Source organism: Agarivorans sp. TSD2052, assembly GCF_023238625.1.
In the GTDB taxonomy this organism is placed as follows: Bacteria; Pseudomonadota; Gammaproteobacteria; order Enterobacterales; family Celerinatantimonadaceae; genus Agarivorans.
The window spans coordinates 1,461,819-1,480,796 of sequence record NZ_CP096670.1 but is presented as its reverse complement, the minus strand read 5'-3'; the positions used below and the strand labels follow the sequence as shown (position 1 = coordinate 1,480,796).

Genomic DNA, 18,978 nt, shown 5'->3' with positions numbered 1-18,978 from the left:
TATTTCTGCATAATCACTACGCAATGTTTGCATGATGCTCAACTAAACTGTAGTCACTCATCAAATAATAGGATTTAGACATGTGGCTTAACAAACTTTCCCATAAATCACTGCTAACAGCACTTATCGTCGCTGGCCTGGCGCTTCCATTAACGACGGTGCAAGCTAAAGGGCCGCGTAAACCACCTCAAGAAGCCCTAGATGCTTGTGAGGGGATGTCAGAAGGTGATAGCTGTAGTTTTTCAGGTAGAGAAGATGAAGCAATGAGTGGTATTTGTGGTGCACCACCACATGAAGAAGATGCTGTACTCGCATGTATGCCAGAAGGCGGCCCGGAAAGACAATAATTGTCAGTGTAAAAACCATGCTGTAGCAAGGATGCCGTGGCGTGGTACCTAGCTCTATCGCTAGTCCATAGCATTAATATTTAGCACAAATTTACAGCTGACCATTATCACCAATGTGACTCAGTTGGCATTTTTCTGCATTATGGTAGAATGCGCCCGCAGCTTGCACCTAGCGTGATCATAATAAAACTACAGTGACCTGTGCGTCATCGATTCATAACAACAAATCATATTTGGTTATAAGCAATTAGCATTCATAAAGCCTTAGTATTATTCTGCCCAATGACAGAAATAATCGGGTTTTGTAATCGACGGTATTGATTGAAAATATTACGAGTATTGTTTTATGGCCCTGAAAATTAGTAAAAAATGCATCAACTGTGACATGTGTGAGCCAGAGTGTCCTAACCAAGCCATCTCTTACGATGGCGTGATTACGGTTATCGACCCCGAACGCTGTACAGAATGTAAAGGCCACTACGAGCGCCCTACTTGCATTGACGTATGCCCGATCGATTGCATAGCAGTAGACCCCGCTCATAATGAAACCGAAGAACAGCTGTACGATAAGTTTGTAGCCTTGCATGGAGACTTACTGATAGCAAAGGGCGCAGTGTAAAACTTTAGGTCTCTCGCCATACAAACAAAAACACTATAAAAAAAATACTTGCCATTCCTTAACTGGCACCTATTGCTTCTTCAGACAATCCAAGGTGTGGCTGTTATTTATCGCTCAGGTAAAGTGAATCAATGTCTAAAAATACACGCATCTCATACATTTAGCGGTAAACTCTAATTAAAATTAGACTTGTTTATACATATCAAGGAAGCTCAATGAACATTGACAAAATAAATGAAGTGCTCGCGATACCGGTTTTCACCATTCAAGATAAGGCCATCAGTTTAGGCGACATTTTGCTTATTCCCTTTTTACTACTGCTTAGTTACCTCACTCTGAAAACTATTATCAAATTACTAGTCAGGCGTATGACTCGCAAAGGCGTAACGCCGGATGTGATTCATTTAGTCAGTCGCATCGCTTACATACTTGGCATAGTAATAGTGTTAGTAATGGCCCTAGAACTGATCAACATCCCCATTACCGCTTTTGCATTTCTTTCCGGTGCGATAGCTATCGGGGTAGGTTTTGGTGCACAGAACATCATCAACAATTTCATTAGTGGCTGGATTTTGATGTGGGAGCGCCCGATTAAAATCGGTGATTTCTTAGAAGTTGATGGAGTGAAGGGCAATGTTGAAGCCATTAATACTCGCTCAACCCGAATTCGCCGAACTGATGGCGTACATTTACTGATCCCAAATAGTAAATTGCTTGAGAACACCGTGATCAACTGGACGTTAATTGATACTCGAACGCGTACCACTATTAATGTGGGCGTGGCTTATGGCTCACCTTGCCGCCAGGTCGCGTTGTTAATTGAACAGGCAGTAAAAGAACAAGAAGCAGTATTAAGCCAACCCGCCCCCACAGTCGTTTTTAACGACTTCGGTGATAATGCCCTAGCCTTTGTGGTGTATTTTTGGGTCGAAGCCCAAATGGAAGGACAACTTAGGCAGGTGAGCAGTGAGATTCGGTTTAGAATTGATGAATTGTTCGCTGAGCACGACATTATCATCGCTTTCCCACAGCGCGATATTCATCTAGATGGCGCGCTAACAATTTCTCATGCTCAGCAGACAAGTAGCACTGTCGCTTAGTTTCACCCAGCAGGCGCAACCTTGCCCTGCTGATATTTTAATCTGGCGTAGCATGCCGACTAAACAAATTGTAAATCACCATGCTACTTCCACAATTAGCGGTCTTTATTCTCTGAACAATCGGTTTTAGAAACGAATAGTAATACCGCACCAGTTATACTTTATAGTCATTGACCATCGTTCTTAGCTGGGTGGCTAATGCCACTACACGGTCACTGATAATGTTATCTTCACTGGCATCTTTGGCGGTCAATTCAGCGATATCTTGAATATTAGTAACATGGATATTCACTTCGCTAACCGCTTGATTTTGCTGTTCGGCAGACAGTGCCATTTGTGAATTTAGTTCGGCTATCTCGCCACTATGGCTGGCAATATTATCTAAAATGTCACACAACTCATTAATATGGCTTTCTGAATCTAGCGCTGAGCGATTAGCTTCGCCCATGACATCAACCACCCGATCCTTTTGCACACTCAACTGCTCGTTAATCGCTTTTATTTCGTCGGTAGATTGGCGGGTTCTGCTCGCCAGCGAGCGCACTTCATCGGCAACCACCGCAAACCCTCTGCCTTGCTCTCCGGCACGGGCGGCTTCAATCGCAGCATTTAAGGCTAACAAATTAGTTTGCTCTGCAATCGCAGAAATAGTATCAACCATCAGGTTCACTTTCTCGCTGCGCTCGCCCAACTCTGCCAGGCTTTGATTGGCCTTATTAACGATACCCACTAAAGTTTGCATATGGGTCAATATTTGCTGAGCCTTATTGGCCCCCGATTCAACTTGTAAATTGGCCCCTTGAGTTCGTTCTGTAGTGTATTTAGCGTTTTGTTTAACCTCATTGGATGAAGCTTCAATTTCCAATAAGGTGGCTGCCACTGAGTCGGTCCCTGATTTTAGGCTAACCACCGATTGCTCGGTAGACTCAGCCACACTTTTTACTCGCTCAGCCGCATTATGCAACTCTTCACTACTGCTAGAAATGTGGATCAGATTTTTTCTAAAAGAGGCGACTAAACTGTGAATAGAAGCGTATACCCCGCCTATTTCATCATGCCACTCATCGCTGAAATCTACGCGTAAATCAGAATGGGTGGAAGCCTCTAGCAAACGACTACGCAATAGGTTAAGCCGCTTGGCCACCGCACTGCGAAATATCAGCCCCAGCATCAACATACCAACAAAAAAGACGATAGCTAACAAGCCGGCCTGCTTAAACAACGCGCTATAAATCGCTTGCTGGGCATTCGCTAAAGAAAACTCCACTTGAATCACCGCCGCAACGTCTCCTTCTTTACTGGTAAGGTGACACGACAAGCAATCAATGCCGCCGTGATCTTTACTCATAAACACCGGTTGTAGCGCCGTAATAATCGGCTGACCATTGGCCATACCCGCTATCGATAAACGCTCCCCTTTAAAAGCCTGTTGCTGACTAACATTTAAACTGGGTAAAGGATCGTTGGGATGAAACATACTTTGAATAGGCGTAGCGGGGATTAAACGAATATCGAGGATATTATCTTGGCTTAGCATCTTCTTATGCAGCAGCTGTTTATTAGCCATTGCCCCCGATAACATCAAGGTATTTAGGGCTTCAAAGTAACTATCACTTAGTGATTTTATTTGCTGGTTAGCCATCTCACGAACTAAGGTTTGTTCATGGCTGTAGGTGAAACTAAGTGTAATAGCAAGTAGCGACAGGCCAACAATAACCATAGTGATATACAGTTTTGCTGCAATAGACCAACGATAAAAAATCGCCCTCATAAGTATCTCCGCCCTTAAGAATTGAATCCGTTCAACAATCTCCATTTAACCATAGTGTAAAAACCACAAAAATAAATTGATATTTTTCGCAATATACTCAGCCCTAGTCATCACTTCGTTAAACGGTGAGACACTAAGGCTAACAAGCAAAAGTCACCTTGAAAGGAACGGCTATTCGGGCCATAGCTAATAACGCTAAATATTGGAGGACATAATGCTTAGATTGACTCGCCCCCAAAAAAAAGCCAGCGACTGTTTTAGCTGGCTTTTTGCCCAATAAACGATATTTGTCAGCCCAAACAGGCCGTAACACTAAAATAGTTTAAAGATTTTGCCCGCAGTATCGGCTGCTTTGCCAATATCATCGAGGTCAATGCCGCTAGACTCTTGTTCCGCTTTGCTGTTGTTGGTTGAGTCCGTTTGCTTAGTGTGCGCAATTTTCGGAGCCGCTTGTTGCTGTGCTTCTACGATGACTTGCGCGTTCAAAGCACTAATTTCAACTCGACGGTTTAGCGCACGGCCTTTGTCAGTGCCGTTATCGGCGACAGGCTGAGTTTGACCACGGCCAATGGTGTTTAGGCGGTCCTCACTAATACCATGTTCGTCAATTAAGTAATCCATTACTGCCTCAGCACGTGCTGCAGACAGCTTACGGTTGTCACGTTTAGCGCCCACATTGTCGGTATGACCAACAATATCTATTTCAAGCTTGGGGTAGTCGCTAAGCACTTGGGCTAAATCGGCCAATTCACCGGCAGAATCAGGCTTAATCTCAGCCTTGCCGGTATCAAATAGAATACCGTACAAATCGATTTTACCGCTTTCAACTAGGCTAAGGGCGATGGGCGAGATGAGCGAGTCGTTAACTTGCTCTTCTTCGATGACATACTGAAACACTTTGGTTGTTTTATTCTGACGACTCACTAAAAACGTCACCGTCAAATTTCCCTTACGAGCGGCTAAGTAATAGACAGGCTCACCGAGAGAATAACTATTTTCTCGCCCATCGTTTATGACTGGCTCCCAATCATAAAGAGAAGCCCACTTTCCTCCACAAGGCTTTTCACAACTAAACAAAATGTCCATACCTTGACGCTTAACTAACTTTTGATAATTACGGAAGGCTTGCACTTGGGAAATATTAGTTGGCAGCTTGTAGAAAATGTATGTGTAATTTCCGCCAATACGCTCAATCTCATCAGCTTTCCACTGTTCTGCTTCTTCGTAGGGTACACTTAGAACAATATTAATTTCATCATAATCAACTTTGTCGTACTTCTTTATTGTTGCACCTGGAATACGATTAAAAGCAGGATGATCTTTAGCTTGTCCAGCCAGTACAGAAAAACAACTTAATCCCATTAGTGCGCTCAAGCCCAACACTAAACTTTTACGCAAACACTTACTCAACAACATTCTTTTAACATCCTTATCAATAACTAAGGACAAAAATATCAAAAATAGTTAGTAATTTCTATTCAATAACTTAAAGAAGCGAAACTTAATCTAGCTGCTCTATGGGTATGAGTAACAAAGCCATTGATGCGCTCAATGCAAATATCAACTATTGCTAGTTAAATAAAAAGGGCTCCATAAGGAGCCCGTTAGTTAATTATAGATTGAGCTTATACATCGAAGCGATCGGCATTCATTACTTTAGTCCAAGCAGTAATAAAGTCTTTGGCGAACCTTTCTTTATTGTCGTCTTGCGCATAAAACTCAGCATAAGAGCGTAATACCGAGTTAGAACCAAACACCAAATCAACCCGTGTTGCTGTCCATTTAGCTTCTCCACTAACACGCTCACAAATATCGTAAGAGTTTCTGCCCGTTGGTTTCCAGGTGTTAGCCATATCGGTAAGGTTTACGAAGAAATCATTAGTCAGTGTGCCAACCTTGTCGGTAAACACTCCCGCCTCAGAATCAGCATAATTGGTGCCTAATACTCGCAAACCACCAATTAGCACGGTCATTTCTGGCGCACTTAAGCCCATTAATTGAGCGCGGTCGAGCAGTAACTCTTCTGCGGTAACCACATAGTGCTTCGGCAAGTAATTACGAAAACCGTCTGCTTGTGGCTCCAATACTTCAAAGGACTCCACATCCGTCATCTCTTGGCTCGCGTCACCTCGGCCAGCCGTAAACGGTACAGCCAAGTTTAAACCCGCTGCTTTAACGGCGTGCTCAACACCCACATTACCAGCAAGTACAATAACATCAGCAAGACTTGCACCAGTATCTGCAGCAATTGCTTCCAACACACTTAATACTTTAGCCAGTTTTTCTGGTTCGTTAGCCTGCCAATCCTTTTGCGGAGCAAGGCGGATCCGTGCCCCATTGGCTCCACCACGTTTATCAGAGCCACGATAAGTACGGGCGCTATCCCAAGCAGTAGTCACCAATTCAGCTACACTTAGGCCGCTATCAGCAATGCGTTGTTTTACTGCATCTACATCATAAGATGTTGCTCCTGCTGGAATAGGATCTTGCCAAATAAGGTCTTCAGCTGGAATATCCGGACCAAGATAAACAGACTTAGGCCCCATGTCGCGATGGGTTAATTTGAACCAAGCTCGCGCAAAGGTTTTAGAGAAGTACTCTGGGTCATTCTTAAAGCGCTCAGAAATTTTGCGATACTCTGGGTCTACTTTAAGCGCCATATCTGCGTCGGTCATCACCGGGTTGTAGCGAATGTTCGCATCTTCAACGTCAACCGGTTTATCTTCTTCTTTAATATCTACAGGCTCCCATTGAACAGCTCCTGCAGGGCTTTTTGATAGCTGCCATTCATAACCAAACAGCAATTCAAAATAACCATTATCCCATTGGGTTGGATGGGTGGTCCAAGCACCTTCGATACCACTAGTAACGGTATCTCTGCCGATGCCACGCTTGCTATGGTTATTCCAGCCTAAACCTTGTTCTTCAATGCCCGCGCCTTCTGGCTCTGCGCCCAATAAAGAAGCGTCGCCATTACCGTGACACTTACCTACAGTATGACCACCCGCAGTTAAGGCAACGGTTTCTTCGTCGTTCATCGCCATACGTGCAAAGGTAGTACGCATATCTTGAGCAGTTTTAAGTGGGTCTGGCTTACCATCTACGCCTTCAGGGTTTACATAAATCAAGCCCATCATTACTGCAGCCAATGGATTTTCTAAGTCGCGTTCACCAGAGTAACGTGACCCTTCTCCGCCACTTTCTGCTAGCCATTCTTTTTCAGCACCCCAATAAATGTCTTTTTCTGGGTGCCAAACATCTTCGCGTCCAAAAGCAAAACCAAAGGTTTCTAAGCCCATTGATTCGTAAGCCATATTACCAGCTAACAGCATTAAGTCGGCCCAGCTAAGTTTGTTGCCGTATTTCTTCTTGATTGGCCATAATAGGCGACGCGCCTTATCTAAATTGGCATTATCTGGCCAAGAATTTAACGGTGCAAAACGCTGGCTACCACTAGCACCGCCCCCGCGGCCATCTGCAACACGATAGGTACCAGCCGAGTGCCAAGCCATACGAATCATCAAACCACCATAATGCCCCCAATCTGCTGGCCACCAATCTTGGTTGTCGGTCATTAAGGCTTTTAAGTCTTTTTTTAAGGCTTCTACATCAAGGGTTTTGAGCGCTTCGCGATAACTAAACGCCTCACCAAAAGGGTTGGTTTTAGTATCATGCTGATGAAGAATATCTAGGTTCAGTGACTTGGGCCACCAATTCATATTTGCTGCTTGGGGGGTGGTTGCTCCGCCATGCATCACAGGGCATTTACCACCAGAGCCATTATCATTCTCTTTCATAGTCACTCCTTAAATATCACGTTTATATTGTTTTTATATCGGCTGTAAGAGCAGCCTTAGACTAATTTCCAACTCGAAATTAAGCGTATAGCCATATCGTTGAGCAAGCCAATTTGTATAACCTATCGCAGCGATAAGCGGCGATAACCTTATAAAAATAATGGTTAATTAGAGTTTTAACCCAAAGTAAGTAGGAAGGGCCAAGAGCTTTACAATTCTTTACTTTGTGGTTAGCAATTAGAGCGTAGAACCCACAACTATTTGACCAAAACTTATGCAACTGCGGTGGTTGAAACTATAACTAAACTTACTAGCACATTAGGTAAGCTTAGCGCTAGAAACTAGGTGAGTTGCTGGAAGTTAGTCCGAAACATCCGGGCTATGAGGCTTAATAGGGAATAAAGTGTTCAGTGAGCTAGTGTAGGCATCAAGCTTTAAGGGTAGAGCAAGATTAAGTTCAGGCAAACAACGGCACAATAAGTGGACAAAGCATTGCACTAAAAGTAGCACTGAGCACTAGGGCTAATGCGCCGTAAGCGCCATGCTGGTGGCCTTCTTCGGCGATTCTTGCAGTGCCTAAGGCGTGGCAAGCCGTGCCCATGGCAATGCCTTGCGCTTTGCTTGAATGCACACCACACAGTTTTAGCACGGGGATCCCCACCACAGCCCCTACCAAACCGGTGATGACCACAGCAATGGCGGTTAAGGCTGGCTGACCAGCAATTTGTTCACTGATCAACACGGCAATGGGTGTAGTGACAGATTTTGGTGCCAGTGACGCGGCGATTTCGGGGGTAGCGCCCACCAACAAGGCCATGGCGACAGTAGTACTAATGGCTACTGTCGCTGCCACAATGATAGTAATAATAATTCTTGGAAGTTCTTTTTTTATCTCATGAAGCTGCTTGTAAAGTGGCACGCCTAACGCAACCACCGCAGGCTCTAGCAGTTTACTTAACCAACCGCTGTACTGGTTGTAGTCGTTAAAGGGAATATCTAAGGCTAATAAGGCGATAACTAAAATAGTGAGCGTAATCAGTACTGGGTTTAGCCAGGTGACCGACAAGCGTTGCTGTAAGTGTTTAGCGGCAATAAACAAGGCAATAGTGAGAGGTAAATAGAGGAAGTTAATCATGGTTTAGCCTCGCCTTTTAATGCGCCCTTCTGCTCTGAAGTATGCTCCCAATGCTGGTAAAGCTTGCCTACCACCACCAGCAACACCAAGGTAGCTACAGCGCAAGTCAGTAACATTGCCGGTAAAGCTTGTAATAAAGTTTCAATATGATCGACTAAACCGATACTGATGGGGACAAAGAGAAGTGACATCCAACGTACAAATTGATTAGCGGTACGCTCTACCCAAGATAAGCGAATCCAACGGAATTGTAAGGCGATGGTTAAGGCTAACATACCCATAATGCTTGCAGGGAGAAGCTGTCCGCTTATTTCACTTAGCCAACGACCAAGCCACAAAGCTGCGTAGATAACTAACAGACCAGAGCAAATTTCTAGTAACACTGATTTCTGAAACTTTCTCATAACACTTGTCGACTTTTGTTATTGAATGACGCTATTATGTAATAAAATTACAAAACAAGCTATCGTTAGCTAACATTGTTTTAGGAGACGCTATGAAGATCAGTTTTTTCAGCGCTAAGCGCTATGACCGCGAGCATTTCGATGCCCAAAATACATCTTCAGCTGTAAGCATTGAGTACTTTGACATAACTCTATCCGCCAAAACGGCACGTTTAGCACATGGTGCTGATGCGGTATGTGCCTTTGTGAATGACGACTTATCGGCAAGTACCTTACAAGAGTTACACAAAGAAGGCATTAAGCTGATATTGTTGCGCTGTGCGGGGTTCAACAATTTAGATATAAGCTGTGCTGAAGAATTAGGCATAACGGTATCTCGCGTACCCGCCTATTCACCTGAAGCGGTAGCCGAACACGCCATAGCTTTGATGATGACGCTAAACCGTCGTATCCACAAAGCGTATCAACGCACCCGTGACGCCAATTTCTCCTTAGAAGGTTTAACCGGGATGAATATATTCGGTAAAACAGCGGGGGTCATTGGCACCGGAAAAATTGGCTTAGCCACGGCGCGTATTCTTAAGGGGTTTGGCTGTAAGTTGATTGCTTTTGACCCTTACCCCAACCAAGCTGCTTTAGATTTAGGTATTGAATACGTCAGCATGCCAGAGTTATTGGCGCAATCACAAATTATTACCTTGCACTGCCCGCTAACGCCTGAAAATACCTACCTCATTGGTAAATCGGCCTTCACCCAGATGCAAAAAGGCACCTTATTAATTAATACCAGCCGCGGTAAATTAGTCGATTCAACCGCCTGTATTGAAGCCCTAAAAGACGGCACCCTAGGCGGCTTAGCCTTAGATGTATACGAACACGAACAAGAGTTATTCTTTGAAGATTTATCCGCTGAGGTAATTCTTGATGACGTATTCCGCCGCTTGTCTGCATGTCACAATGTTATTTTCACTGGGCACCAAGCCTTCTTAACTCAAGAAGCCTTGCAAAGCATTGCAGATACCACGCTAGTGAATGCCAAAGCCTTTAGCGAAGGCCAACGCAGCGGTAACGAAGTTACTGCCGAAGCGATTGACAATAGCTAGTCCCCGTTAGCGTAAAGCGCGTTAATAAAAAGCAGCAGGTAATTGCTGCTTTTTTGTATCTCACAAACCCACTTAATAGCTGGGCCGATTGTGATTGAGTATTTAACGCACGCCCTACTATTTAACTATTTAGTCTCGCCCAGACAACAAGCATTGTTCACGCAACCAGCGGTGGGTTGGCTCATTAGTGCGTGAGGGATGCCAGTACATATTCACTACAATGTACTCTGGTAAAAAATCGGCTTGTAAGCACTTTAAACCAAAAGCAGCACAATGTTGTTTAGCTAAACGTTCTGGCAATATGCCAATACAGTCACTTTGGCCAATCAGTGGCAACATATCCATAATACCGCTAGATTGCCAAGCTATTTGGCGCTCTGCTAAGCCGGCAATTCCCATGTCTCCTAGGTAGCCAGCTCGCTGCTCTGGCTGAGAGTGAATCACGTGTTTTTCACTCAAGTATTGCTCTAGGTTTAGCTGGTTGCCATTATATCTTGGATGTTGCTGCCTACATACCACCACCAAGCCATCTTGCATGATCACCTCAGATCGCAAATGAGGGTAGCGAGTAGAGTCGGCCTCTATCAGTAGATCCGTTTGGTGAGAACTCAGCAAACTATTCATATCTTGGCCAAATAAGGGCTCTGTTTTAATCGAAGCCATTGGGGCTTGTTCAAATATTCGCTTAGCTAATTGCGGGAACAAGGTAAAACTAAACACACTTAAGGCAGCAATGGTGAACTGGCGCTGACAGTTTGCTGGGTTAAAGTGACGCTGCTCGGGTAGCATGTGCGCAATGCTCTCTACAGAGTTAGCTAAAGCCGGATAAATATCCATAGCATAAGGTGTTGGCTCTACCCCATGGCTGCCTCGCACAAACAAGTTGTCTTTAAATACATCACGCAAACGGGTCACACTTTGACTCACCGCCGATTGGCTTATCCCTAAACGTTTGGCGGCTTTACTGTAGTTTCGCTCCTCTACTATTGCCACAAAGGTAGGAATTAGACTGTAGTCGGAGTGCTTCATATTTATTTCAAACTCAATAAATGCCATGTGTTATTAGATATCTTATATCAGTTATCGCCAAACAAATAGTGCTTTCCCTTAACCTACGGCCATCACAAACGTAAACAAGACATTGGCTTGATATGAAAAAAACAACGATTGCTTTATCTGCGGTACTTGCTATTGGCCTTGCCAACGTTGCATCTGCTGGAACGGAACATCGCTTTGACAATGTTGAAGTAACAATTCCCACCCTGTCTCACGATTACTACTTGGGCAAAGACTCGGGTGCGACCCACTACTGGCATGGTGAAAACCAAAACATGAAGTGGACAGCAACCGGCGGTAACGATGCGTTCGACGCTAAGTCAGACAAAGTACATCCGCAACTTACTGCTCATTCACAAAAAATGGAAAAAGGCATTTTTGCGTACCAAAACACCTTCTTCCAAGTTTACGGTTATGGTTTAACCTCGCCAATGATTGTTGACGGTGATAAAGGTTTGTTAATCTTCGATCCGGTTGAGTCTGTAGACAAAATGCAAGCGGTTATGAGCGACTTCCGTAAAGTAACCGGCAATACTAAGCCTGTTGCTGCGGTTATGTATTCTCACTGGCACCCTGACCACTACGCTGGCGTACGTGGTATTGAAGGCGCAGATGACGCGCTTATTATTGCTCACGAAACCTTTATGGCTAATGTAGTAAAAGGTTCTATGGGGGGCACTGGTCCAGCGCTTGGTTTTCGCGTTGACTACTCGCTGGGCACCCTACTTAACGTAGAAGAAGACGGCCGAATTAACGGTGGCCTAGGTCCAGATTTCGAAATCCGTGAGCACAGCCTTATTGCGCCAAACACCTTAGTGGAAGGTAAATTTGGCCAGCTAAACATGGAAATTGAAGGTGTTAAGGTAGAGTTCAAACACGTTCCTTCTGAAGCGTCTGACGAAATCACTGCCTACTTCCCAGAAGCTAACTTACTGTTTGGTTCTGAAGTAATCCAAGGCGAAAGCTTTCCTAACTTGCACACTATTCGTGGCACTCAATACCGTGACCCAAGCACTTGGTTCCCTGGTGTAGATACGCTTCGCGAATATAACGCCGATGTAATGATGGTATCTCACGGCCGACCTGTTGTGGGTGCTAAGCACGTAGACAACACATTAACGGCTTACCGTGATGCGATTCAATATACTTACGACCAGTCAATCAAAGCGATTAACAACGGCGCTACCCAAGAAGATTTGATTCGCGACATTAAATTGCCTAAACACTTAGAAAACCATCCTTGGTTGGGCGATTTCTACGGCTCTATCCGCCATGCGGCTAAGCAAATCTTTGTAGGTGAAATGGGCTGGTTTGATGGCGACCCAACAACCCTAAACCCCACTTATTCTGTTGAAGCCTCTAGCCGTTATGTTGCAATGGCTGGCGGTAAAGACAAGATGATGACTCTTGCTAAGCAAGCGTTTGACTCGGGTGATTACCAATGGGCTGCTGAGCTAAGCACTCACGTTATTCGAGTAGACCTTGAAGACATGAAACCGCGACGACTTAAAGCAGAAGCACTACGTGAACTAGCTTACCGTGAAACCAATAACAACTGGCGTAACTGGTACTTAACCTCGGCGCAAGAACTAGACGGTACCATTGATTACTCTAAAAAAATCAATCTACAAGCTCCAGACTTAATGGCTGAGTTTAAACCTGCGCAACTGGTTAACGCTTTGCGCTTTAGCCTAAATGCAGAACGCAGTGCCAACCAGCACTTCGCCATAGCTTTTAACTTCTCTGATAGTAAAGAAGTTCACGCTTTAGAAGTACGCCGCAGTGTTGCTCAATTCCATGAGAGCTACACTGGCGAAGCTAAAGCTACGGTTAACCTCACTAAACCAGTATTTCTTGGTTTACTTGTGGGCAAGGTAGATTTTTCTGAAGCAGTTAAAGCGGGCTTTATCACCTTAGATGGTGACGCAGCTACCGTTCCAGCATTCTTTGGCTTGTTAGACAAACCAGCAGAAAACCCAAAGATCACTTTGCGTTAATCGCCTAGTCGTCTCTTGGTTATGATGTAGAGCACCATTGGTGCTCTATTTTTTAATACTAAATCAACCATAGGCTAACCATGAAAAAGTATCTGTTAGTAGCAATGCTCACTGTTATTCCAGCAACCAGTTATGCCTGCAGCCACGATATGTTGTTTTCGGCGCCCCATCTACACGACCACGACGCACTAATAGAGGCCTTAAACCAATCACAAGGCAAACAACCTAAACCGTTTACTCTAAGCGAGTTACCCGCTAAGCCGAATAAAGCTAAATTCCAAGCCAAAGGATTGCGTAAACTGCCCGGTTATAAGATGCCTCCCCCACAAGAAAAAACTTAAAAATTCACCAAAATATGATGAAGCCTTAACACGCTCACGCAAATTAAAATTGCGTTAAAATACATATATTGGTAAAAAGCTCCACTCTTTATCGACGAACTAGAGTTATCAACTTCCAACTATGACCAATGGCCGTTTTATAGCGCGTGCACTCATTATATGGACATTACTGATAAGCCAGTACTCCAGCGTAATGGCGTTTGCCGAACAGTTACACCATAGCGGATCCCAACGCAGTTTAAGTACCGATACTAACGAGCAGCATCAAAATGATAACTGTGCTTCACAGTCTTTAATTCAACACTGTGCAACAAGCTTATTAACCAGCAGTTTTACATGGCGCGTAACGAAGCCATTTAGCCCAATACTAGAACCATTGGCTACAGCCTATTTACCCTTTACAAACCAGCACCAATTAATTCGCGCGCCGCCTCCCCATTCTCTTATCGTTAAACATACGTATATATTTACGCCACGCTGATTAAGTACGAGCGTAAATGGTTACCGCTATAACTTGTAAAGCGCAAGAGTATGGCTTAGTGAACACAGCTTATTTATAGTAAATGAAGCCGCAGAAACAGCGAATGAATTTGATGACTACGATTACAAAAAACACCCACTCCGCCACTATGGTTAAATCACCTAGGCTGGCATCTATTGATGTAATGCGCGGCTTGGTAATGCTATTTATGCTGCTCGACCATGTACGCGAGCGCTTTTATTACCAACACCGGATTACCGACCCCATTACGATTGAAGATACCGAAGCAGAGCTATTCTTTACCCGAATACTGGCTCACCTCTGCGCCCCCATTTTTGTATTTCTTACTGGTGTATCAGCATGGCTATATGCCAACCCGAGTAACAAGGCCCCCCGGTCGCCACGCGCGTTTCTATTAAAACGCGGGCTATTTTTAGTTTTACTAGAAGTTACCGTGATTAATTTTTCTTGGTTTGGTAATTACAACGCGCTGTACCTGCAAGTTATTTGGGCCATTGGCATTAGCATGATTGCATTAGCCCTGCTTAGCAGCTTACCTAACAAACTCATTGCTATAATCGGTTTACTCATTGTATTTGGTCACAACGCCTTGGCGCCTATTCAGTTTGCACCAGGAGAATGGGGATATAGCTTATGGACCATACTACATGACCGTAATCAGCTATTTAGTTCCGACACCTTTAGCGTATTTGCCTCTTACCCTGTTCTGCCATGGATAGGCGTTATTTTACTGGGCTACGCTATTGGCCCGCTATTTAGCAACAAAGTACAGCCTAAGCAGCGCCAGCGAGATTTATTAACCCTATCAGCCAGTGTATTGACACTTTTAGCGGTATTGCGAGGCTTTAATATCTATGGCGAAGCCTTACCGTGGCAACTGGGTTCTAGCCATATAGAAACCATCATGTCGTTTTTAAACTTCACGAAATACCCACCGTCGTTGCATTTTATTTTGCTCACCTTGGGTATCGCTTTTGCATTATTAGCGCTATTTGAAACCTTTAATAATAAGGCAACAAGCGCCTTAAAAACCTATGGCTCTGCACCGATGTTTTTTTATGTATTTCACCTGTACGTATTATTAATTGCTTACAAGCTAGCCATGCTAACGTTTGGGCCAAATGCAGGGGATATTTTTGGTTTTGCAGCACTATGGCAAGTGTGGTGTGTAAGCGCGATATTAGCGGTTGTGTTGTACTTCCCTACTCGGGCGTTTGCCAACTATAAACATACCAGCAACCAAGCATGGATTAAGTACCTGTAGGTGTTTGTCACGTAAATCTTAACACCAACAACGCCGACTTAGTCGTCGGCGTTGTTGTGTAAGCTAAAAGACACTAAAGCATTGAGTTACCGTTAGCGGTTTCTTCCGGCACCATTTGAATACTATCCCAGTGCTCGATAATTTTGCCTGTTTCATCGAATCGAAAAAAATCCATAGTGACGTATTGGTCATTGCCAGGCCAAGTTTGATGAGTATGTAGGGCCACGGTGTCACCTTCGGCAATGCACCTAAGAAATTCTATTTGCTTGTCTGGGTAGTCACGCTGCATCTCGTCAAAATAGTCTATAAAACCCTGCTTACCATTGGCTACCACTGGGTTGTGTTGAATGTAATCCCCTCCCACATAAGCCGCCACGGCTTTAGCGGGTTCACCTAAATAAGCCATTTTGTAAAATGCGATGGCATTGGCTTTGTTTAACGCTAGTTGATGACTCATAAACGCCCCTAACAACAGAATGCTTAACCATTGATACTAGACCACTCAATCCGCTTTGTAAGCCGCTTAAAGTTAAAAGAACAGGCCTGTTTCAATCTCACGTCACACTCAAAGAATAGTATAAGTCTGCCTTAATCTCTTAGAGAAAAACTAAAATCCTAAGCGCAGCTTGCCAATTCAAGCTGATTATTAACCTTCAGCAGTTGCCAAAAACCCTATGCTTAGCCACTTAGATTGCAATAACCACCAAAGCAGCTATTAATTAATCAAAGCTGATGAATTCATTTGCTGTATGTCAAACCGACTACTGAACGAGCACAAAGGATATTTATGACACTGCCACAGAAATTTTTAATCTTAGCTGCTTTTGGGTTGAGCCCTATCGCTTTGTCTTACGGTTTGGCACCACAAACCAGCTTAAATTGGTTATTCGATATATCCGTAAATAGTACTAATGCCACCCATATATTTCGTGCTGTTATGGGCCTTTATTTTGCCATGGTGGTGTTTTGGTTACTTGGTGCCTTTAAGCACAAATACACCCAAGCAGCCTTATATAGCCTCGTGGTTTTTATGCTTGGTCTGGCAGCAGGAAGAGCCGTGAGCTTGGTGGTTGATGGGCCTGCGCATTGGTTACTTATTAGCTATTTTTTACTGGAGCTAGCGTTTGGCCTAGTCGCCATAGTCATGTTACATCGGCTTGATTCTGCGAAGGAAGCTAATGCTACCTAAACGACAACCTAAAGCGGCTAGCTTAGCGCAAATTGGCTAAACCAAAATATTAGTCTTACTATCCAGTTACACCATTATTTTACTAACAACACCATGTGATCTTTTAGCGAGGAATCGCTCTTCAATACTCGTTATATTACAGGCTAGCATGCTTTTTCATTCGCTATTTACAACAAGATTAAATTAGTCGATATCAACAAAGCTGGCTAGTTACGGTTTAATCACTCGCTAACGGCAATAGAAGCGTCTATTTTAAAGAACCTGAACCAAACGAAAACTCAAAGGACTGCTGCATGATTACTCTTTACGGTTCGCCACGCTCTCGCTCACTGCGTGTATCTTGGATGCTCGAAGAACTAGCTATAGATTGGCATTACCATTACATTAATTTTCAAGCGGGCGACCATCGCAGTGAAGAGTTTCTTAAACTTAATCCCTGCGGCAAAGTGCCAGCATTAACCGATGGCGACTTAGCATTTAGCGAATCGGCCGCTATCTGCTTATATTTAGCCGAAAAATATGGCCCTCAATTTTTACCCACACCAGGCAGCAAGCAGGCAGCTCTGCATCACCGATGGGTGAGTTTCATTATCAGTGAGCTAGAACAAGCCCTTTGGACAATGGGCAAGCATCGCTTCGCCTTGCCTGAAGCACTACGCTTACCCGAGATGCAAACCACAGCAGAGTGGGAATTTAATAAAGCTGCAGCCATCGCAGAAATGTGGCTGCCAGATAGTGGCTATCTGATGGGTGAACAATTTAGCGTAGCCGATATTTTGTTATGCCAAACACTAAACTGGGCGGTTACTTTTCAACAACAGTTACCAGAAAAACTAATGGCCTATCGCAAACATGTTAGCCAACGCGAAGCCTTACAGCGAGGCTTGGAAAAAGAGCTCAATGGTAAAGCGATGAGTAAGTTATAACTCTCACCCTCCTTGGTTTTAGTGAGCCAAGGCCAAGCTTATTCTATAATTAGCGCAGTCTCTGCTTGGTGAAGACTCTGTAGATGACTATAATGCGCGACATTACAATCTAGGATAAGCATCATGAGCGGTATCATCACCCTTAAAGCCAAACGCGACAAAGCATTGTTGCGCCGGCACCCGTGGATTTTCTCTAACGGTATTCACAAAGTATCTGGCAAACCATTATCTGGCGAAACGGTTGAGGTTTATAGCGCCGAGGGTAAATACTTAGCGACTGCCGCCTATTCACCAGAGTCTCAAATTAGAGCGCGAGTTTGGAGCTTCAATCAAGAGCAACAGATTGATAAAGCCTATTTTATTGAACGCTTGCAAGATGCAGAAGCTGCCCGCAGCATTTTGTCTGAGTTTGCTAATACTAACGCTTACCGTCTGGTCGCAGGCGAAAACGATGGCTTACCAGGCATTACTATCGATCGTTATGCCAATGTACTGGTATTACAGTTACTAAGTGCTGGTGCCGACTTCCAGCGTGCTAACTTAATAGAAGCATTGAAACATTGTTATCCTGAAGATGTGATTTACGAGCGCTCAGACGTAGCGGTACGTAAAAAAGAAGGCCTAGCGCCTGCACAAGGGTTAATCCACGGTGAACTGCCCGCACAGCCGATGGAAATAGAAGAAAACGGGCTACGTTTATTAATTAATGTAGAAACGGGCCATAAAACCGGTTACTACCTCGACCAACGCAATAACCGCAAGTTGGTAGGCCAGTTAGCCAAGGGCAAAAAAATCCTTAACTGTTTTTGTTACACCGGCGGCTTTGGCACATACGCCTTAGCGGGCGGCGCTAAAAAAGTGGTTAACATAGATGTATCAGATGCTGCGCTGGACATTGCAGCTAAAAACGTTGAGCTAAATGGCCTCGATGCCAGTAAAATTACCCAGCTAAATGCCGATGTATTCAAGCAACTACGGGCCTACCGTGACTGCGATGAGCAGTTCGACATGATAGTGCTAGACCCACCGAAGTTTGTAGACAGCAAAGCTAGCTTAAATCGCGCTAGTCGCGGCTATAAAGACATCAACATGTTAGCCATGCAAATGTTGCGTCCGGGTGGCATTTTATTGACTTATTCGTGCTCTGGACTCATGCCTACTAGCTTATTTCAAAAAATCGTAGCCGATGCCGCCATTGACGCTAAGCGCGAAATGCAGTTTTTAAAAACCTTAGAGCAAGCTGAAGATCACCCTGTAGGCGGCCCTTACCCTGAAGGCCACTACCTAAAAGGTTTTCTGTGTAGAGTGAAATAACACTCCAACAGCACACTAGCTTTTTAATGCTATAAAAACAAAAACCGCAGGCTAGCCTGCGGTTTTTTATAGGTATAACGCTTCAAACCATTGCACGCTTTAGCGTGTTACAC

17 protein-coding genes are annotated in these 18,978 nt (G+C 44.2%); 10 read left to right on the top strand and 7 right to left on the bottom strand.

Annotated features, from left to right (window positions below; translation table 11 throughout):
• The first annotated feature begins 80 nt into the window (after nt 1-80).
• From M0C34_RS06735 to M0C34_RS06725, 3 genes are all read left to right on the top strand, one after another.
• The gene (locus M0C34_RS06735) at nt 81-347 is read left to right on the top strand and encodes a hypothetical protein (RefSeq protein ID WP_248714867.1); all 267 of its coding nucleotides are present in this window, start codon (nt 81-83) and stop codon (nt 345-347) included.
• Nucleotides 348-693: 346 nt separating this feature from the next.
• Complete coding sequence (locus tag M0C34_RS06730) at nt 694-966, top strand: YfhL family 4Fe-4S dicluster ferredoxin (protein ID WP_248714866.1); 273 nt, start codon at nt 694-696, stop codon at nt 964-966.
• Nucleotides 967-1,181: 215 nt separating this feature from the next.
• Nucleotides 1,182-2,066, top strand: a complete 885-nt coding sequence (locus M0C34_RS06725) for a mechanosensitive ion channel family protein (RefSeq protein WP_248714865.1) — start codon at nt 1,182-1,184, stop codon at nt 2,064-2,066.
• 154 nt (nt 2,067-2,220) lie between these two features.
• Here M0C34_RS06725 and M0C34_RS06720 read toward each other — a convergent pair whose 3' ends face one another.
• The 5 genes from M0C34_RS06720 to M0C34_RS06700 form a co-directional block, all read right to left on the bottom strand.
• Nucleotides 2,221-3,837, bottom strand: coding sequence for a methyl-accepting chemotaxis protein (locus M0C34_RS06720; protein ID WP_248714864.1), 1,617 nt, complete (start codon nt 3,835-3,837; stop codon nt 2,221-2,223).
• Nucleotides 3,838-4,149: 312 nt separating this feature from the next.
• Entirely contained in the window at nt 4,150-5,253 is a 1,104-nt protein-coding gene (locus tag M0C34_RS06715) for an OmpA family protein (protein ID WP_248714863.1), read from the bottom strand.
• Nucleotides 5,254-5,462: 209 nt separating this feature from the next.
• Nucleotides 5,463-7,634 carry a catalase/peroxidase HPI gene (gene katG / locus M0C34_RS06710; protein WP_248714862.1) on the bottom strand — a complete coding sequence of 724 codons (2,172 nt, stop codon included), beginning with the start codon at nt 7,632-7,634 and terminating at the stop codon, nt 5,463-5,465.
• A 457-nt stretch (nt 7,635-8,091) separates the two neighbouring features.
• Nucleotides 8,092-8,769 (bottom strand): LrgB family protein, encoded by a 678-nt coding sequence (locus tag M0C34_RS06705; protein ID WP_248714861.1) that lies wholly within the window; start codon nt 8,767-8,769, stop codon nt 8,092-8,094.
• On the bottom strand, nt 8,766-9,173 hold the full coding sequence (locus tag M0C34_RS06700; RefSeq protein WP_248714860.1) for a CidA/LrgA family protein: 408 nt from the start codon (nt 9,171-9,173) through the stop codon (nt 8,766-8,768). The genes M0C34_RS06705 and M0C34_RS06700 overlap by 4 nt, the downstream gene beginning before the upstream one ends.
• Nucleotides 9,174-9,265: 92 nt before the next feature.
• Here M0C34_RS06700 and M0C34_RS06695 point away from each other — a divergent pair, with 92 nt between their 5' ends.
• Nucleotides 9,266-10,276 (top strand): 2-hydroxyacid dehydrogenase, encoded by a 1,011-nt coding sequence (locus M0C34_RS06695; RefSeq protein ID WP_248714859.1) that lies wholly within the window; start codon nt 9,266-9,268, stop codon nt 10,274-10,276.
• 129 nt (nt 10,277-10,405) lie between these two features.
• On the opposite strand, the gene M0C34_RS06690 is transcribed toward M0C34_RS06695, so the two are convergent.
• Nucleotides 10,406-11,305 carry a LysR family transcriptional regulator gene (locus M0C34_RS06690; protein WP_248714858.1) on the bottom strand — a complete coding sequence of 300 codons (900 nt, stop codon included), beginning with the start codon at nt 11,303-11,305 and terminating at the stop codon, nt 10,406-10,408.
• A gap of 122 nt (nt 11,306-11,427) precedes the next feature.
• Here M0C34_RS06690 and M0C34_RS06685 point away from each other — a divergent pair, with 122 nt between their 5' ends.
• The 3 genes from M0C34_RS06685 (at nt 11,428) to M0C34_RS06675 (ending at nt 15,436) form a co-directional block, all read left to right on the top strand.
• The gene (locus M0C34_RS06685; protein ID WP_248714857.1) at nt 11,428-13,329 is read left to right on the top strand and encodes an alkyl/aryl-sulfatase; all 1,902 of its coding nucleotides are present in this window, start codon (nt 11,428-11,430) and stop codon (nt 13,327-13,329) included.
• Between the two features lie 80 nt (nt 13,330-13,409).
• Nucleotides 13,410-13,670 carry a hypothetical protein gene (locus M0C34_RS06680; RefSeq protein ID WP_248714856.1) on the top strand — a complete coding sequence of 87 codons (261 nt, stop codon included), beginning with the start codon at nt 13,410-13,412 and terminating at the stop codon, nt 13,668-13,670.
• 593 nt (nt 13,671-14,263) lie between these two features.
• Complete coding sequence (locus tag M0C34_RS06675) at nt 14,264-15,436, top strand: acetyltransferase domain-containing protein (RefSeq protein WP_248714855.1); 1,173 nt, start codon at nt 14,264-14,266, stop codon at nt 15,434-15,436.
• A 73-nt stretch (nt 15,437-15,509) separates the two neighbouring features.
• Here the strand turns inward: M0C34_RS06675 and M0C34_RS06670 are convergent, their stop codons facing one another.
• Complete coding sequence (locus M0C34_RS06670) at nt 15,510-15,893, bottom strand: nuclear transport factor 2 family protein (protein ID WP_248714854.1); 384 nt, start codon at nt 15,891-15,893, stop codon at nt 15,510-15,512.
• Nucleotides 15,894-16,223: 330 nt separating this feature from the next.
• On the opposite strand from M0C34_RS06670, the gene M0C34_RS06665 reads away from it, so the two are divergent.
• The 3 genes from M0C34_RS06665 to M0C34_RS06655 all read left to right on the top strand — a co-directional run bounded on the left by M0C34_RS06665 (nt 16,224) and on the right by M0C34_RS06655 (nt 18,865).
• Nucleotides 16,224-16,625, top strand: a complete 402-nt coding sequence (locus M0C34_RS06665) for a DUF4345 domain-containing protein (protein WP_248714853.1) — start codon at nt 16,224-16,226, stop codon at nt 16,623-16,625.
• A 293-nt stretch (nt 16,626-16,918) separates the two neighbouring features.
• Nucleotides 16,919-17,551, top strand: coding sequence for a glutathione S-transferase family protein (locus tag M0C34_RS06660; protein ID WP_248714852.1), 633 nt, complete (start codon nt 16,919-16,921; stop codon nt 17,549-17,551).
• Nucleotides 17,552-17,674: 123 nt separating this feature from the next.
• Complete coding sequence (locus tag M0C34_RS06655; RefSeq protein ID WP_248714851.1) at nt 17,675-18,865, top strand: class I SAM-dependent methyltransferase; 1,191 nt, start codon at nt 17,675-17,677, stop codon at nt 18,863-18,865.
• Nucleotides 18,866-18,978 lie beyond the last annotated feature (113 nt).

What these genes read in the sequence shown, in the direction of transcription:
- M0C34_RS06735 (WP_248714867.1), top strand. Translation starts at nt 81, where the DNA reads ATGTGGCTTAACAAACTTTCCCATAAATCACTGCTAACAGCACTTATC.
- M0C34_RS06730 (WP_248714866.1), top strand. Translation starts at nt 694, where the DNA reads ATGGCCCTGAAAATTAGTAAAAAATGCATCAACTGTGACATGTGTGAG.
- M0C34_RS06725 (WP_248714865.1), top strand. Translation starts at nt 1,182, where the DNA reads ATGAACATTGACAAAATAAATGAAGTGCTCGCGATACCGGTTTTCACC.
- M0C34_RS06720 (WP_248714864.1), bottom strand. Translation starts at nt 3,837, where the DNA reads ATGAGGGCGATTTTTTATCGTTGGTCTATTGCAGCAAAACTGTATATC.
- M0C34_RS06715 (WP_248714863.1), bottom strand. Translation starts at nt 5,253, where the DNA reads ATGTTGTTGAGTAAGTGTTTGCGTAAAAGTTTAGTGTTGGGCTTGAGC.
- katG (WP_248714862.1), bottom strand. Translation starts at nt 7,634, where the DNA reads ATGAAAGAGAATGATAATGGCTCTGGTGGTAAATGCCCTGTGATGCAT.
- M0C34_RS06705 (WP_248714861.1), bottom strand. Translation starts at nt 8,769, where the DNA reads ATGATTAACTTCCTCTATTTACCTCTCACTATTGCCTTGTTTATTGCC.
- M0C34_RS06700 (WP_248714860.1), bottom strand. Translation starts at nt 9,173, where the DNA reads ATGAGAAAGTTTCAGAAATCAGTGTTACTAGAAATTTGCTCTGGTCTG.
- M0C34_RS06695 (WP_248714859.1), top strand. Translation starts at nt 9,266, where the DNA reads ATGAAGATCAGTTTTTTCAGCGCTAAGCGCTATGACCGCGAGCATTTC.
- M0C34_RS06690 (WP_248714858.1), bottom strand. Translation starts at nt 11,305, where the DNA reads ATGAAGCACTCCGACTACAGTCTAATTCCTACCTTTGTGGCAATAGTA.
- M0C34_RS06685 (WP_248714857.1), top strand. Translation starts at nt 11,428, where the DNA reads ATGAAAAAAACAACGATTGCTTTATCTGCGGTACTTGCTATTGGCCTT.
- M0C34_RS06680 (WP_248714856.1), top strand. Translation starts at nt 13,410, where the DNA reads ATGAAAAAGTATCTGTTAGTAGCAATGCTCACTGTTATTCCAGCAACC.
- M0C34_RS06675 (WP_248714855.1), top strand. Translation starts at nt 14,264, where the DNA reads ATGACTACGATTACAAAAAACACCCACTCCGCCACTATGGTTAAATCA.
- M0C34_RS06670 (WP_248714854.1), bottom strand. Translation starts at nt 15,893, where the DNA reads ATGAGTCATCAACTAGCGTTAAACAAAGCCAATGCCATCGCATTTTAC.
- M0C34_RS06665 (WP_248714853.1), top strand. Translation starts at nt 16,224, where the DNA reads ATGACACTGCCACAGAAATTTTTAATCTTAGCTGCTTTTGGGTTGAGC.
- M0C34_RS06660 (WP_248714852.1), top strand. Translation starts at nt 16,919, where the DNA reads ATGATTACTCTTTACGGTTCGCCACGCTCTCGCTCACTGCGTGTATCT.
- M0C34_RS06655 (WP_248714851.1), top strand. Translation starts at nt 17,675, where the DNA reads ATGAGCGGTATCATCACCCTTAAAGCCAAACGCGACAAAGCATTGTTG.